Origin of the sequence: Cedecea colo (assembly GCF_011808225.1) — a bacterium.
GTDB lineage: Bacteria > Pseudomonadota > Gammaproteobacteria > Enterobacterales > Enterobacteriaceae > Dryocola > Dryocola colo.
In genome coordinates this window covers 69,805-83,308 of the sequence record NZ_SOYS01000009.1, presented here as the reverse complement: position 1 = coordinate 83,308, position 13,504 = coordinate 69,805, and the positions used below count along the sequence as shown (strand labels likewise).

Annotated in this window: 15 protein-coding genes, 1 tRNA gene and 1 pseudogene; 11 read left to right on the top strand and 6 right to left on the bottom strand. The window is 53.4% G+C overall.

What is annotated here, in order from left to right; translation table 11 throughout:
• Positions 1–442: 442 nt before the first annotated feature.
• The 4 genes from fucI to E2L00_RS17170 all read left to right on the top strand — a co-directional run bounded on the left by fucI (position 443) and on the right by E2L00_RS17170 (position 4,354).
• Entirely contained in the window at positions 443–2,221 is a 1,779-nt protein-coding gene (gene fucI / locus E2L00_RS17185) for an L-fucose isomerase (RefSeq protein ID WP_167613810.1), read from the top strand.
• Between the two features lie 52 nt (positions 2,222–2,273).
• Positions 2,274–3,794 carry an L-fuculokinase gene (gene fucK / locus E2L00_RS17180; protein ID WP_167613808.1) on the top strand — a complete coding sequence of 507 codons (1,521 nt, stop codon included), beginning with the start codon at positions 2,274–2,276 and terminating at the stop codon, positions 3,792–3,794.
• On the top strand, positions 3,721–4,149 hold the full coding sequence (gene fucU, locus E2L00_RS17175) for an L-fucose mutarotase (protein ID WP_167613806.1): 429 nt from the start codon (positions 3,721–3,723) through the stop codon (positions 4,147–4,149). The genes fucK and fucU overlap by 74 nt, the downstream gene beginning before the upstream one ends.
• A 129-nt stretch (positions 4,150–4,278) precedes the next feature.
• Positions 4,279–4,354 (top strand) — tRNA-Thr (locus E2L00_RS17170).
• A 105-nt stretch (positions 4,355–4,459) separates the two neighbouring features.
• Here the strand turns inward: E2L00_RS17170 and E2L00_RS17165 are convergent.
• Together E2L00_RS17165 and E2L00_RS17160 are read right to left on the bottom strand one after the other, a co-directional pair.
• Complete coding sequence (locus E2L00_RS17165; protein ID WP_167613804.1) at positions 4,460–5,002, bottom strand: hypothetical protein; 543 nt, start codon at positions 5,000–5,002, stop codon at positions 4,460–4,462.
• A gap of 351 nt (positions 5,003–5,353) precedes the next feature.
• Positions 5,354–5,596 (bottom strand): DinI family protein, encoded by a 243-nt coding sequence (locus tag E2L00_RS17160; RefSeq protein ID WP_167613802.1) that lies wholly within the window; start codon positions 5,594–5,596, stop codon positions 5,354–5,356.
• Positions 5,597–5,836: 240 nt separating this feature from the next.
• On the opposite strand from E2L00_RS17160, the pseudogene E2L00_RS21875 reads away from it, so the two are divergent.
• From E2L00_RS21875 to E2L00_RS17140, 4 genes and pseudogenes are all read left to right on the top strand, one after another.
• Positions 5,837–6,022 (top strand): annotated as a pseudogene (locus E2L00_RS21875) (LysR family transcriptional regulator); the annotation flags it as partial.
• A 242-nt stretch (positions 6,023–6,264) separates the two neighbouring features.
• The gene (gene cspG / locus E2L00_RS17150; RefSeq protein ID WP_121267867.1) at positions 6,265–6,477 is read left to right on the top strand and encodes a cold shock protein CspG; all 213 of its coding nucleotides are present in this window, start codon (positions 6,265–6,267) and stop codon (positions 6,475–6,477) included.
• A gap of 173 nt (positions 6,478–6,650) precedes the next feature.
• Positions 6,651–6,809, top strand: coding sequence for a YqaE/Pmp3 family membrane protein (locus E2L00_RS17145; protein ID WP_121267868.1), 159 nt, complete (start codon positions 6,651–6,653; stop codon positions 6,807–6,809).
• Positions 6,810–6,935: 126 nt separating this feature from the next.
• The gene (locus E2L00_RS17140; protein WP_167613798.1) at positions 6,936–7,241 is read left to right on the top strand and encodes a hypothetical protein; all 306 of its coding nucleotides are present in this window, start codon (positions 6,936–6,938) and stop codon (positions 7,239–7,241) included.
• Here E2L00_RS17140 and E2L00_RS17135 read toward each other — a convergent pair.
• Complete coding sequence (locus tag E2L00_RS17135) at positions 7,238–7,588, bottom strand: DUF488 domain-containing protein (RefSeq protein ID WP_167613796.1); 351 nt, start codon at positions 7,586–7,588, stop codon at positions 7,238–7,240. The two genes, E2L00_RS17140 and E2L00_RS17135, sit on opposite strands and share 4 nt — an antisense overlap.
• 194 nt (positions 7,589–7,782) lie before the next feature.
• On the opposite strand from E2L00_RS17135, the gene E2L00_RS17130 reads away from it, so the two are divergent.
• Positions 7,783–8,487, top strand: a complete 705-nt coding sequence (locus E2L00_RS17130) for a CTP synthase C-terminal region-related (seleno)protein (RefSeq protein ID WP_167613794.1) — start codon at positions 7,783–7,785, stop codon at positions 8,485–8,487.
• A gap of 50 nt (positions 8,488–8,537) precedes the next feature.
• On the opposite strand, the gene E2L00_RS17125 is transcribed toward E2L00_RS17130, so the two are convergent.
• Together E2L00_RS17125 and E2L00_RS17120 are read right to left on the bottom strand one after the other, a co-directional pair.
• Entirely contained in the window at positions 8,538–9,287 is a 750-nt protein-coding gene (locus E2L00_RS17125) for a class I SAM-dependent methyltransferase (protein ID WP_167613792.1), read from the bottom strand.
• Between the two features lie 35 nt (positions 9,288–9,322).
• Positions 9,323–10,525 carry a CynX/NimT family MFS transporter gene (locus E2L00_RS17120; RefSeq protein ID WP_167613790.1) on the bottom strand — a complete coding sequence of 401 codons (1,203 nt, stop codon included), beginning with the start codon at positions 10,523–10,525 and terminating at the stop codon, positions 9,323–9,325.
• Between the two features lie 98 nt (positions 10,526–10,623).
• Between E2L00_RS17120 and E2L00_RS17115 the strand changes: the two genes are divergently transcribed.
• Entirely contained in the window at positions 10,624–11,409 is a 786-nt protein-coding gene (locus tag E2L00_RS17115; protein WP_167613788.1) for an AraC family transcriptional regulator, read from the top strand.
• Here the strand turns inward: E2L00_RS17115 and E2L00_RS17110 are convergent.
• Positions 11,406–12,944 (bottom strand): methyl-accepting chemotaxis protein, encoded by a 1,539-nt coding sequence (locus E2L00_RS17110; protein ID WP_167613786.1) that lies wholly within the window; start codon positions 12,942–12,944, stop codon positions 11,406–11,408. The two genes, E2L00_RS17115 and E2L00_RS17110, sit on opposite strands and share 4 nt — an antisense overlap.
• A gap of 294 nt (positions 12,945–13,238) precedes the next feature.
• Between E2L00_RS17110 and E2L00_RS22030 the strand changes: the two genes are divergently transcribed.
• Positions 13,239–13,439, top strand: a complete 201-nt coding sequence (locus E2L00_RS22030; protein WP_420808863.1) for a hypothetical protein — start codon at positions 13,239–13,241, stop codon at positions 13,437–13,439.
• Positions 13,440–13,504: the final 65 nt, after the last annotated feature.

Genomic DNA, 13,504 nt, shown 5'->3' with positions numbered 1-13,504 from the left:
GATGCCGTCGAATGGATTACAGGCTGGCATGGTTACTCTCTTCCCGCCCGGTCCGTATGGCATATATTCCGTTTGATGACGCTTAGCTAACTCGAATTAGCTTTTGCGCTTTAAACCTATTCAAACTCCTCAGAACAGACAAATATTTTCATGGTAAATTGTGACGCTGCGCAATCTTAATAACGCATCTCTTTGAATAAAAGTAATTTTATTGCTGGGTGCTGATATGTATTTTCCTTCTTCATGCCGCTTTACCACGCGAGTCGTGAAAAACATCACAGTTTGTGAAGAAAGATATTGTTTAATTTCACCGTAAATACCTATGCTAATTCGAGTTAGCAATTATTAATTCTACATCGTTGAGCCTCGCTGCCTTTGCCGGCGCGGTGAAGCCGTATCGATCCGATTAGCTGAAAAAGATTCATCAACCTGAGGAATCACAATGAACCGAATCAGTACCTTACCGAAAATTGGCATCCGCCCGGTGATTGATGGCCGCAGAATGGGCGTGCGGGAATCCCTTGAGGAACAAACCCTGAATATGGCCAGGGCCACGGCGCAGCTTATTGCCGAGCGGCTGCGTCATCCCAATGGCGAGAGCATCGAATGCGTGATTGCCGATACCTGCATCGCCGGCATGGCCGAGTCTGCCGCCTGTGAGGAGAAGTTCAGCAGCCAGAATGTCGGGCTAACCATCACCGTTACGCCGTGCTGGTGCTATGGCAGCGAAACAATCGACATGGACCCGATGCGCCCGAAGGCCATCTGGGGTTTTAACGGCACCGAGCGTCCGGGCGCGGTTTACCTGGCTGCGGCGCTTGCGGCACATAACCAGAAAGGGCTGCCTGCGTTTTCGATTTACGGCCACGATGTGCAGGATTCCGGCGACACCAGCATTCCGGCTGACGTGGAAGAAAAACTGCTGCGCTTTGCCCGGGCAGGGCTTGCGGTGGCCAGCATGAAGGGGAAAAGCTATCTCTCGCTGGGCGGCGTGTCGATGGGCATTGCCGGTTCCATCGTCGATCACCATTTCTTTGAATCTTTCCTTGGCATGAAAGTGCAGGCGGTGGACATGACCGAGCTGCGCCGCCGTATCGATCAGAAAATCTACGACGAGCAGGAGCTGGAGCTTGCTCTTGGCTGGGCGGATAAGCACTTTCAGTACGGCGAAGATAAAAACGCCGCGCGGTATCGCCGCAGCGACGAGGCTAACAGGGCAATCCTGCGCGAAAGCCTGCTGATGGCGATCTGCATCCGGGACATGATGCAGGGCAATAAAAAGCTGGCGGACATCGGGCGCGTGGAAGAGTCTCTGGGCTATAACGCCATTGCGGCGGGCTTCCAGGGCCAGCGTCACTGGACGGATCAATATCCGAATGGCGATACGGCAGAGGCATTGCTGAACAGTTCGTTCGACTGGAACGGCGTGCGACAGCCGTACGTTGTCGCGACCGAAAACGACAGCCTGAACGGCGTCTCTATGCTCTTTGGTCATTTGCTGACCGGCACCGCTCAGGTCTTTGCCGACGTGCGCACCTTCTGGTCGCCGGAAGCGGTGCAGCGCGTTACCGGCCAGACCCTGACCGGACGTGCGGAACAAGGCATTATTCACCTGATCAACTCCGGTTCTGCTGCGCTTGATGGCACGTGCCGCCAGCAGGATGCCGAAGGTCAGCCGACCATGAAACCCCACTGGCAAATCAGCCAGCAGGAAGCGGATGCCTGCCTTGCGGCGACCGAATGGTGCCCGGCCGTGCATGAATACTTCCGTGGCGGCGGTTACTCCTCGCGCTTCCTCACGCGCGGTGGCGTGCCGTTCACCATGAGCCGCGTCAATATTGTGAAAGGCATTGGTCCGGTATTGCAGATTGCCGAGGGCTGGAGCGTCGATTTGCCGCAGGACGTTCACGATACCCTGGATAAACGTACCGACTCGTCGTGGCCGACCACCTGGTTTGCTCCGCGCCTTACCGGCAGCGGGCCGTTTAAAGACGTCTGGTCGGTAATGGCGAACTGGGGAGCTAACCACGGCGTGCTGACCGTCGGCCATGTTGGGGCGGATCTCATCACGCTTGCTTCGATGCTGCGTATTCCGGTCTGCATGCATAACGTGGAGGAAGAGACGATTTACCGTCCAACGGCCTGGGCCGCACACGGTATGGACAGCGAAGGGCAGGATTATCGTGCCTGTCAGAACTACGGCCCGCTTTATAAACGTTAACGGATTCCGGGGCAGCGCGCGGGTGCTGCCCAATCACAAAGCAGGTGGCGCTATGAAGCAAGAAGCGGTTCTGGTGCTGGATTGTGGTGCGACCAACGTCCGGGCAATGGCGGTAGACAGGCAAGGAAAGGTAGTGGCAAAAGCGGCGATGGCGAATGCAAGCCAGCCCGCGCCAGAAAATCCCGCATGGCATACCTGGTCGCTCGATGAAATTCTTTGTCGTTTGCAGTTGTGTTGCCAGCAAATTATGCCGCAGCTGGAAGGATGGATAATCCGTGCCGTTACCGTGACGACGTTTGGCGTGGACGGTGCGCTGACGGATGAGAACGGGCGACTGCTGTATCCCGTTATTAGCTGGAAATGCCCTCGTACCACCGAAATAATGGCGCGAATCGGCGAGTTGATTTCGCCCGAAACGCTCCAGTCGCTCTCGGGCATCGGGCAGTTCAGCTTCAATACGCTTTATAAGCTGCTGTGGCTAAAGGAGCATCAGCCCCGGCAGCTTCAGCAGGCCCACGCCTGGCTGTTTATCTCCTCACTCATCAATCAGCGGCTGACCGGCGAATTCACCACCGATCGGACGATGGCGGGCACCAGCCAGTTGCTGGACGTGCGCGCAGAACGCTTTAGCGACACTATTCTCCAGCGTGTCGGTTTATCCGCATCCCTTTTTCCCCGCATGGTGGAGGCGGGCGAAATCGTGGGGCCGTTGCTGCCAGCGATGGCTGAGAGGCTGGGGCTGGCGCCGGGCACGCCTGTGATATCAACGGGGCACGACACGCAGTTTGCGTTGTTTGGCTCGGGAGCGGGCCTTGAGCAGCCGGTGCTTTCATCCGGCACCTGGGAAATTCTGCTGGCGCGTTCGGGTTCGGTGAATACCTCGCTGCTGCCGCGTTATAAAGGATCGACCTGCGAGCTGGATAGCCGTAGTGGGCTGTTTAACCCCGGCCTGCAATGGCTCGCCTCAGGCGTACTGGAGTGGCTACGCCCGCTTTACTGGCGCGGTGAAACGCCGCCCGACGTATATCGCAGCATGATGGCGGAAGCCGCTGCGCTGGCGCCGGGTTCGGAAGGGTTACGCATGAATACTCATCTGCTGGAGCCCGGCAAACAGGCGGGCTGGCAGGGCATTAACCTTAATACCACACGCGGGCATTTTTACCGTTCCGCATTAGAAAGCCTGTGCTGGACGTTACAGCGGAACCTTGGCGTACTGGAATCAATCGGCGGCTTTAAGGCGCAGGAACTTCTGCTGGTTGGCGGCGGAAGCCGCAATGCGCTATGGAATCAAATGAAAGCGGATGTGCTGGGATTGCCGGTAAAAGTGCTGGAAGACGCCGAAACTACCGTACTGGGTGCGGCGATGTTTGCCTGGTACGGCTGCGGTGAATTTGCCTCACCCGAGCAGGCCCGCGCGCAGATTAACTATACCTACCGATATTTTTATCCGGGCGAGCAGCGTGATGCCTATCGCGCTTTGCAGCCGGAAGGAGAGCGAAATGCTAAAGACAATTTCTCCCCTGATTTCTCCGCAACTCCTGAAAACGCTGGCGGAAATGGGCCACGGCGATGAAATCATTTTTGCCGATGCGCATTTCCCGGGGCACAGCCTCGGGCCGCAGGTGATTCGGGCCGACGGGCTGTTGGTCAGCGATTTGCTGGCGGCCGTTATTCCCCTGTTCGAGCTGGACAGCTACGCGGCGCCATTGATTATGATGGCTACGGCTGCGGACGACGAGCTGGATCCGGCCGTGGAACAGCGCTATCGCAGGGCGCTTTTTAAAGAAGAAGATGGCCCGGCCATTGAAAGAATCGAGCGCTACGCGTTTTATGAGCGGGCGCAGAAAGCTTTTGCCATTGTGATAACCGGCGAGCAGGCAAAATATGGCAACATCTTATTGAAGAAGGGAGTCACGCCACGGATGTAAGAATCGTAAAGCTTGCTGTTGAATATATGCCCAATAAGAAGTGATGGATATCAATCGGTTGAATTTTTAAGCGAACGGTATCAGGGGGAATTGCATCGCACAGGCGGGATGTGTAATATGCCCGCCAGTGCCGACTTAGCTCAGTAGGTAGAGCAACTGACTTGTAATCAGTAGGTCACCAGTTCGATTCCGGTAGTCGGCACCATTTCCCCTGTTTTTAAATTCAATCCGTTATTGAAATCCAATCCTGATGGCTAACAAACCATACCAGGTTGATACCACAAAATTTTTGCCTGATTATTTATATTTTTCAAATCACAATATAGCAAAAAGGCGTTTGTTCAATTGGTACTAAAAGCACATGCTTATCTCGGGCTTTGGTTTGGTAATACTTATTGTGGAGATACCTGTCGATTAACAGGTTAAGTCTTTCGGGTTCTATTATACGGGTTACACCGAGAGTCCAGAAACTCCGTAGTTCAATTTCCGAGCGTTTTATTTTTGCTGTTTTTTCAAGATCAAGAATCATATTTCTGATGCACGTCGTAGGATCGTTATTTTGCTTTACCTCCAGGGCGATATAAGAATCCAACGTCCAGCCTTTTTTACGTAGCAAGAAATCTGTGCGTAGCGTGCTGCGTGTTGGTTTTTGACGTTGATCGCATTCCAGCGCCTGCTCACGCCACCACTCATGCCCGGTTGAAACCAGCAGATTAGCAAACTCAATCTGCATCCAGATCTCCCATCCGGAAATATTGTTTTGATCGATGATGTTCAGCTTTTGCCTGATGTCATCGCGGGTGAAAAACATATGAAGTAAAGTCGCCAGATGATCGAAGTCACGATTAATCATATTTGAAGTCCGTTTATGATTATAATTTTTCGTATGATAAATAATTTCTCCCCCGGCAGGAAGATTTATTGTTTAACAGAAAAAGTATTTTTTTGATCGAATATATAGAAAGCCCTTTAAAATAGGATCGGTCATCAATATCCCGAGCTTTTTACCTACGCGCGTCCGATCACGCTTAGAGAGGGAATGTTAATTATCAGGCTAGCAAAAGTCGAAAAAGAGCAGTAAACGATGGCTCAATACCTGAAAGGTGTTCTTGAACCATCTCTTCCGATCAAATCCAGCCTTGTTGACTTGCTAACCAGACCACGATTGCGACCACAATCAGGACTATTGTTGTCTTTCTCATTGCTATTCCTCGGTAACCAGCCAGAAGTCGGCTTCGTCAAACATCTCTTCAATCAGACGATTGATCCTTTCCTTTTCGCTCTTGGTGCAGTCGCTGTTGACGGCGTTGGCCTGCATTGGCTTCACTCTTACCTCGGCATCGGGAAAAAGCGACTGCATTCGGCGAGTAAGTTCAGCAAGGATCTTCTCATTTGCACCCGGCAGACCCGCCACGTTTCGTTTGTCGTAAACCAGTTCAACGTACATTCATAAATCTTCCATAAAGCTGTATTTATATACAGTAATAAATCTCCGGCGCAAGGGCAAGAACTATCGTATAAAAAGAAGCGGGAACCGGCCGTTCCCGAAGCAGCATTATATATCAGAACGGGTCGATAAGCGCATGACCAGCCGCCCGTTGCGGCAAGCGTAGTCAGCGCGGCCTGGCCCGGCCAGCCAACGTTGTCCAGGGCTGCGCTTCCCGGTGCCGCAATGACTTTTTCATGAGTATTTAAATCGCATCTGGAAGAGGGCGCATTACAGCATGGGTTGCCAGACTGGCAGGCCGCGCCGCTGCCAATTTACCTGCTTTATCCTTACGCCAGCGATTATCCGGCTCGTCTGCGAAAATTTATTGAGCTGATGAAAGAAGCGATGCCCGGCCTTACCGGGACAAGGCCTCCGGGGGAATAAACGAAGCGGCTACAAAGACATAGCTTTATCGATAATGAAAATAATTCTTGCTTAGATGGAACGGGCATGCGTAAATGCGCCATCGGTTTGAAACACAGACCTTATGAAAGCAGTTTTAGTAAAGCAGTTCACAATAGATACCCTTCTTCGTGAGTCTCCTCCTAAGTGCCTGAATAAGAAACGTTCTGCAATACAGACCACGTTCGCCACGTTATGTGGCCAAATATATTGAGGAAGTATCTATGTCTAATAAAATGACTGGTTTAGTAAAATGGTTCAACGCTGAAAAAGGCTTCGGCTTCATCACTCCTGACAACGGCAGCAAAGATGTATTCGTACACTTCTCTGCAATCCAGAGCAACGATTTCAAAACGCTGGACGAAGGTCAGAAAGTTGAGTTCTCTATCGAGAACGGCGCTAAAGGCCCGGCAGCAGCTAACGTAGTTGCTCTGTAAGCCTTAACGCTCGCTGTTTTCAGCGAACTAAAAAACCCGCTTCGGCGGGTTTTTGCGTTTCTGCGCCCTGGTAACCCGGCGAGGTTTTTTGCAAAAATACGATTTCCATGCCAGGCTTAAAGAGAAAATTCGTTTTTATTACAATCAGTTGGATTTTTTAAACAGGAGAGTTTATGGGTTTTTGGCGCGTAGTTATCACTATTTTGCTCCCACCTCTTGGCGTACTTATCGGCAAAGGGTTTGGTTGGGCGTTTATCCTGAATATCATCCTGACGCTGCTGGGCTACATTCCAGGCCTGATCCATGCTTTTTGGGTGCAAACCAGAGATTAACGCAATCTCGTCACCATTCTGAAACCCGCTGCGGCGGGTTTTGTACTTTTATCACCGCTACTGTTTACAACTGCAGCTAAGAATGTTCTGATCTTTCGCGTAAGTGAACAGGACAAGAGAAGTAATATGTTTCAGTTAAAGCCGGGTACTCTGGCGATGATTATCGGCTCCCGAACTGACAGAGGCCGGATCAATATCGGTAAAACGGTTGAATTATTTGGCCTATGTTTGCCGGGCGAGCGTTTCGTGAATCCGGTAACCGGCGTTATTACGCAGTTGCCGCTGGAAGCGAATTATCCCCTTTGGCTAGTCACCGGCGACGTAGTGGCGTTTGACGGAAGAGTTGGCTATGCCTTTGTCCGCGCCGAGCACCTTATGCCGCTCGACAAGCCGTCTGTCTCGCAGATGGATGAAAAGCAGGCCGTTCTTTAGCCTTCCAGATGGCGTAAAAAATCAGCCAGCACCAAAGCGTGGTTTTGTTCGGTATTTTTTGCGCCATAAAGCAAGGTGATCGTTTCTTTCCGCGCGCGTTTTGCCAGCGTTTGCGCCGCATCACCTGCCTGCTTAAGTTCTTCCCGGTAGCATTTGCTAAATCCGATGAAATCTATGGTTTCGCTGTGGAAGGCTTTGCGCAGTTCCGTTGAGGGTGCCAGCATTCTGGCCCACTCATCGCAGTGCAGATCGGCCTTTTTCATGCCGCGTGGCCACAGGCGGTCAACCAGTACCCGATAGCCATCGTCCTGAGCGGCTTCGTCGTATACGCGTTTGCAGCGAATCATTGTGCCTCCTTTCGAACTCTTCTGTTCGGCTTATTAGCGCCTGACCCGGCGCCCGGTCTGAAATGCAATATTTGCACAGGACGGTTGTCGATTTCCACCCTGCCAATTTTCGGCGTTGTCAGATAAACCCAAAGTGACTATTCTATGATTCCTTATGTTGTCCCCTGCTTGCAAACATAAGGATAATCAAATAAATGCCAGCCTCCATCCTCAAATCCACGCTTCGTATTGCATTAGTTGGTGATTTTAATCCGGCGGTCATTGCGCATCAGGCTATTCCACAGGCATTAGACAATGCGGCAGCGGTCGTCGGCGTAACCGCAGACTATGACTGGCTGCCAACTCCGGAGGTTGTCAGTCCGGAAGATTTAGTCGGTTATGACGCAATCTGGTGCGTTCCCGCAAGCCCATACCAAAATGACGACGGCGCGTTGCTGGCGATACGCTATGCGCGTGAAAACGGCATTCCCTTCCTTGGCACCTGCGGTGGATTTCAGTATGCAATCGTTGAGTATGCCCGCAATGTTATGGGCTGGGATGACGCGGCACATGCAGAAACGGACAGCGACGGGCGGCTGGTTATTGCGCCATTAACCTGCTCGCTGGTGGAAAAATCTGACGCCATTAAGCTTGCGGAAGGTTCAAAAATTGCCCGCGCTTATGGCACGACAAAAATAGAAGAAGACTACCGCTGCAATTACGGCATCGCAGAACTCTTTACCGCAGCGCTTGAGCCATACTCTCTGCAAGCCACCGGATGGGATAAGCAGGGCGAAATCCGTGCCGTGGAGCTGAGCGATCATCCTTTCTTCGTGGGGACGCTGTTCCAGCACGAACGCAACGCTTTTAAAGACCGGCCGGCTCCTTTGGTGGAGGCTTTGCTACGCGCGGCACAATGATAAACCGGATTTTGCGCGGGCGGGTAAGCGTTTCACCACCCGCCGGTACGTTAGATTTTAGCCGCTCGCAGCAGCAGGAAAGGCGGACGGCGGCACTGGGTGGCAAGATCCGGCCGCAGCGCGACGGCTTCGTCTCGCGGTTTTGGTTCAAGCAGGCGGGTGAGCGCAAAGCCGTTGTCCAGCAGCGTATTCACGTAATTTTCTACCGTGCGGTGATATTTTTGCACGTCGTCTACAAACCAGGTGGTGTGCCGCAGCGTTTGTTCCTGATAGCGATCCACAGGCCAGACGTCGCCATTTTCATACGGTACCCAACCCACCTGCAAGGCCGTGCACATCGGATGCTCAACGGAAAATATAAACTGGCCGCCGGGTTTTAACGACGCAAAAACTTTCCCGCACAGCGCGCTGAAATCTTCGATGTAATGCAGCGCCAGCGAAGAGACGGCCACATCAAAACGTTGCTCCTGCACCTGTAACTGCTCGATGGCAAGATGCAGATAGACAATACTTTCGTCATTGGTACAGGCCATGGCCTGGGCCAGCATTTTCTGCGAAACATCCACGCCAAGAACGCTGGCGGCCCCGTGTTTACGGGCGTAGCGGGCAAAATCCCCGAAGCCGCAGCCGAGATCCAGAACCGACCGTCCGCCGAGTTCGGGAAGCAGGGAATAGAGCGCAGGCAGCTCCAGTAAGCCATTCAGGCCAGAATCGTTCTCGCGTAGCTGCCGATAGTTCTCAAAAAAAACCGGGTCGTCAAAAATGTTCTGCGGTGCTGATGGCTTAGCTTCTTTTTGCATTGTCGCTCTCCGGAATGATGGTTTCGCTCAGGGCATCAGGTCCTGGCGTTAGCCGCGGAGCCGATTTCAGCGTTGCGGCCAGCCCAGGCACCGAATGCCGCCATGGCTATAGAGAGTAACGTGCATCCCAGCAGAGGCAAGCCCCAGCCGCCTGAAACGTCGTGGATTTTCCCCATTACCGGCGGGCCGAACGCCGCCAGTAAATAACCCACGCACTGCGCCATACCGGAAAGCGCCGCCGCCTGATGCGCAGAACCGGTACGCAGGCCGATAAAAGACAGGCCCAGAATCATCGCCGCACCTGAACCAAATCCACCGACACAAACCCAGACGCTGGCAAATTCAGGCAGCAGCCACAGGCCGATGGCGCTCAGGCCCCACAACATCGCCATTAACACGGCGATGCCACGCTGATCTTTCAGGCGGCTTAGCAGCAGGCCGATAACCAGGCCGGGAACGGCGGTTGCCAGTTGTAACAGGCCGTGCAGGGAACCTGCCTGTGCTTCGCTGTATCCGTGGCTAATCAGGATTGAAGGTAGCCAGCCGATGACCACATAGTAAATCAACGAGTTAATACCGAGATACATCGTAACCTGCCAGGCGAGCGGCGAAGACCAGATCCCGCGGTTGTGCAGGGCGCTATTGCTGCTCAGCCTGGCAGGCGTATGGTTCGCTAACTGAGGCAGCCACAGCAGCAGCGCGACAACAGGGAAGGCAATCAGCGCCATCAGCGCACCCTGCCAGCCGTAGCCGTGCAGCGCGATGGGCACTACCATAATGGAACCAATAGCCGCCGCAACGCCCATCGTTAGCGAATATGCACCGGTAAGGCGCGCAACCTGGTCCGGGAAGTCGCGTTTAACCAGGCTCGGCAGCAGCACGTTACCCATGGCAATTCCGCAACCAATAATTGCGGTGCCGATGTACAACGCCGCTGTGCTGCCGGCAGAGCGAAGGGCGATACCCGCGCAGATAACGATCGTTGCGCCAAATAAACTGCGCTCGATGCCGAAGCGCCGGGCGATACCCGCCGCCATAGGTGAAACAACCGCAAAGGCCAGCAGAGGGAGCGTAGTCAGCACGCCGGTCTGTGCCGTGGTCAGGCCGAAGGCGTCGTGCACCATATCCAGTAACGGGGCCGCGCCGGTAAAGGTGACGCGTAGCGTTGTGGCAATCGACAGAATACCGAGCAGTAACAGGCCACGTTTTTTTATGCTCGCTGAAGAGGAAGTCGTCATTTTTCATGTCCATTAAAATCGAGGCCTAAAGATACACGCTTCTGTCGCTGAACAAATCAACGTAAAATGACAGATTATCCCTAAATTCGGACAGAATAATGGAGCGTGGTTTAGCCTTAGAAGGATTCGACCCGGACAGCAGCCAGCAGCCTGCCCAGGCTTTCCGCATACGCGTGGCTGAAAGCGTCAGGGAAATACCTTTTCATCAGCACCGCAAGGGCCAGCTTATCGTTGCTTTACACGGCGGGATAACCTGCGAGGTGGAGCAGGCGATGTGGATGGTGCCGACGCAATACGCGGTATGGATCCCCGGCTCAATGTTGCACAGCAACCGCGCCACGGCCAACGCACGGATCTGTTTTTTATTTATCGAGCTCGGCGTCGTGGCGATGCCGGACCAGTGCTGCACGTTAAAAATTTCCCCGCTGGTGCGGGAGTTGATTCTGCATCTGACCCGGTGTCCCGATGACGAAGATGACACGCCTGCGCGAAAACGCCTGGTTCAGGTTTTGTTCGATGAGTTGCCGCACCAGCCGGTTGAGCAGCTGCGTTTGCCAATGTCCCGCCATCCCAAAATCCGTCAGATGGCCGAACAGCTGGTGCAGGCTCCGCAGGCCCGGCGAACGCTGGCGCAATGGGCCCAAATGCTGGCAATGAGCGAGCGAAATCTGGCCCGGCTGGTGGTTAAGGAAACGGGGTTGAATTTCCGCCGCTGGCGGCAGCAGTTGCAGTTGATTATCGCTCTGCAATTATTAATCGATGGTGAGACGGTACAGAAGGTGGCGGACGCGCTGGGATACGAGTCCACCAATGCTTTTATTACTATGTTCAGGAAATCACTGGGAACGACGCCGGGGCGTTACCTGGCGTCGCTTACCTCTTAGATAGCGTTACTCAGACGGAATTGCGAGACGACTTCGCGTAGCCCGCGAGTCTGGTCCAGCAACGCCTCTGCCGCCGCGGCTGCCTGGTTTACCATCGCCGCGTTCTGCTGCGTGGTGACGTCCATCTGGCTGATTGCGGTGCTTACCTGCGCAATACCGCTGCTTTGCTCTTCGCTGGCGTTAGTGATCTCGGCCATCAGAGCCGCCACGCGTTTCACATCCGTTACGGCGGTATTGATAGTTTTGCCTGCTTCGTTCACCAGTTCGCTGCCGTGCGTAACCTGTGAAACGGAGTTTTCAATCAGTACTTTTATCTCTTTTGCCGCGCCCGCACTGCGTTGCGCCAGGCTGCGAACTTCTCCGGCAACCACCGCGAACCCACGTCCCTGGTCACCTGCACGGGCGGCTTCCACGGCGGCGTTAAGCGCCAGAATATTGGTCTGGAAAGCGATGCCGTCAATGACGCTGATGATGTCGGTGATTTTGCTGGCGGAAGTGGAGATCTCGTTCATGGTCTGCACCACGCGGGCGACGACGGCACCGCCTTGTTCGGCGCTGCGTGAAGCCGCTGCCGCAAGCTGGCTGGCGGTTTGCGCATTCTCGGCGTTCTGTTTTACCGTGGCGGTCATCTCTTCCATTGAAGAAGCGGTCTGTTCCAGCGCGCTGGCCTGCTCCTCGGTGCGGGAAGCCAGATCCACGTTGCCGCTGACAATTTCACCGGAGCTGTTGGTGATATGGTCGCTGCTCTGATGAACGATATTAATGATCATCATTAATTCTTCACACATGGTCTTCATAGCGGCCATCACGCTTTGCGTATCGCCTTCCCGCACGGGAACATGGCGGGTCAAATCGCCATTGGCAACGGCATTGGCTATCTCAGCCACCTGCGCCGGTTCTGCGCCCAACGATTTGAAAATACTGCGATGCACCCAGTAACCGATAAGCAGCAGCAATAACACCGCAGCGGCCGAGCCGATCATCTGCCATTTCACCGAGTTACTGGTGCTGTTTTGCGCGTCGTTGACGGCGCTGTTGGCGTAGTTTGAGGATTGCTGCACAAAGGCGTTAATCCCTTTTTCGTGGGCGAAGAAGTACTTATCCGCCGCTTTGAGCCTCTCAAACAGCGGCGTCGGCGCACCGCTGCGAATTAGCTCAATCAAATCGTTCGCTTCTTTGATCATCGCCAGTCCGGCCGTGTACTGCGCGCCCAGTAGTTTCTCCTGTAGCTCCGGCGGCAAAACGCTTTTCCAGTAGTCGATTCTTTGATGCCAGATTTTGCTCAGTCGCTTTATTTCGCTATCGGCCTGATCGACGGTCAGGGTGCCCTCAACCACGCGAGAAAGCACCAGACGCAGCTCGATTAGATAGACCGGCGCGGGATGGATATCCGACACCAGATCCTTCGCCAGCATGCCGTTCGCCGTCTTTTGCGCGCTCTGCTGGCTACCATAAAGCGCAATGGCGGTAACCAGCGCCGACATCAGGACGGAGCAGCAGATCAATAACAACAAATTGTGGGTCAGTGATTTCATTTTATCTCTCCTGTTAACTGGCAGAGTTATCGGCCTGAGCGAAAAGAAACTTTTCAGGGCGATGTTAAAAACAAAGACCGCATCACACTTTGTTGGCATATTTCTCGGTTTTTTATATTTAAAAACAGTTTGTTATAGGAATTATTTCAAAATCTATAAGGAAAACTTTTAACAGTATGCTAACTAAGACTTTTTGCGTATATGCAATGCAGCTTTACGCATTGGGAAAGACGCTGCTGTTATGGGAGCGTAAAGCCACGGCCCGCTAACCGGCGGGGATAACAAGGAAAATCTATGGCCCAGGCGGTGACACCCCATAAAAATAAGCTCTCTGCATCATTTCTTTTGACGTTTTTCGGGCTTTATGCAACGGCGACGCAGGCCGATTGGCGGGTGAATAAGCAGAAAGCGGGCATGGTAAGAGTTGCTACTTTTGACGCTAATCCACTCTTTGGCTCCATAGAGGCTAAAACACGTATTCTTTTTTTCTACTAAATTGATTTTGCTAATAACTTATAAATTATCCTGGCATTAAACTGGAGCTGGGCGCCACAAATCCG

What these genes read in the sequence shown, in the direction of transcription:
- fucI (WP_167613810.1), top strand. Translation starts at nt 443, where the DNA reads ATGAACCGAATCAGTACCTTACCGAAAATTGGCATCCGCCCGGTGATT.
- fucK (WP_167613808.1), top strand. Translation starts at nt 2,274, where the DNA reads ATGAAGCAAGAAGCGGTTCTGGTGCTGGATTGTGGTGCGACCAACGTC.
- fucU (WP_167613806.1), top strand. Translation starts at nt 3,721, where the DNA reads ATGCTAAAGACAATTTCTCCCCTGATTTCTCCGCAACTCCTGAAAACG.
- E2L00_RS17165 (WP_167613804.1), bottom strand. Translation starts at nt 5,002, where the DNA reads ATGATTAATCGTGACTTCGATCATCTGGCGACTTTACTTCATATGTTT.
- E2L00_RS17160 (WP_167613802.1), bottom strand. Translation starts at nt 5,596, where the DNA reads ATGTACGTTGAACTGGTTTACGACAAACGAAACGTGGCGGGTCTGCCG.
- cspG (WP_121267867.1), top strand. Translation starts at nt 6,265, where the DNA reads ATGTCTAATAAAATGACTGGTTTAGTAAAATGGTTCAACGCTGAAAAA.
- E2L00_RS17145 (WP_121267868.1), top strand. Translation starts at nt 6,651, where the DNA reads ATGGGTTTTTGGCGCGTAGTTATCACTATTTTGCTCCCACCTCTTGGC.
- E2L00_RS17140 (WP_167613798.1), top strand. Translation starts at nt 6,936, where the DNA reads ATGTTTCAGTTAAAGCCGGGTACTCTGGCGATGATTATCGGCTCCCGA.
- E2L00_RS17135 (WP_167613796.1), bottom strand. Translation starts at nt 7,588, where the DNA reads ATGATTCGCTGCAAACGCGTATACGACGAAGCCGCTCAGGACGATGGC.
- E2L00_RS17130 (WP_167613794.1), top strand. Translation starts at nt 7,783, where the DNA reads ATGCCAGCCTCCATCCTCAAATCCACGCTTCGTATTGCATTAGTTGGT.
- E2L00_RS17125 (WP_167613792.1), bottom strand. Translation starts at nt 9,287, where the DNA reads ATGCAAAAAGAAGCTAAGCCATCAGCACCGCAGAACATTTTTGACGAC.
- E2L00_RS17120 (WP_167613790.1), bottom strand. Translation starts at nt 10,525, where the DNA reads ATGACGACTTCCTCTTCAGCGAGCATAAAAAAACGTGGCCTGTTACTG.
- E2L00_RS17115 (WP_167613788.1), top strand. Translation starts at nt 10,624, where the DNA reads ATGGAGCGTGGTTTAGCCTTAGAAGGATTCGACCCGGACAGCAGCCAG.
- E2L00_RS17110 (WP_167613786.1), bottom strand. Translation starts at nt 12,944, where the DNA reads ATGAAATCACTGACCCACAATTTGTTGTTATTGATCTGCTGCTCCGTC.
- E2L00_RS22030 (WP_420808863.1), top strand. Translation starts at nt 13,239, where the DNA reads ATGGCCCAGGCGGTGACACCCCATAAAAATAAGCTCTCTGCATCATTT.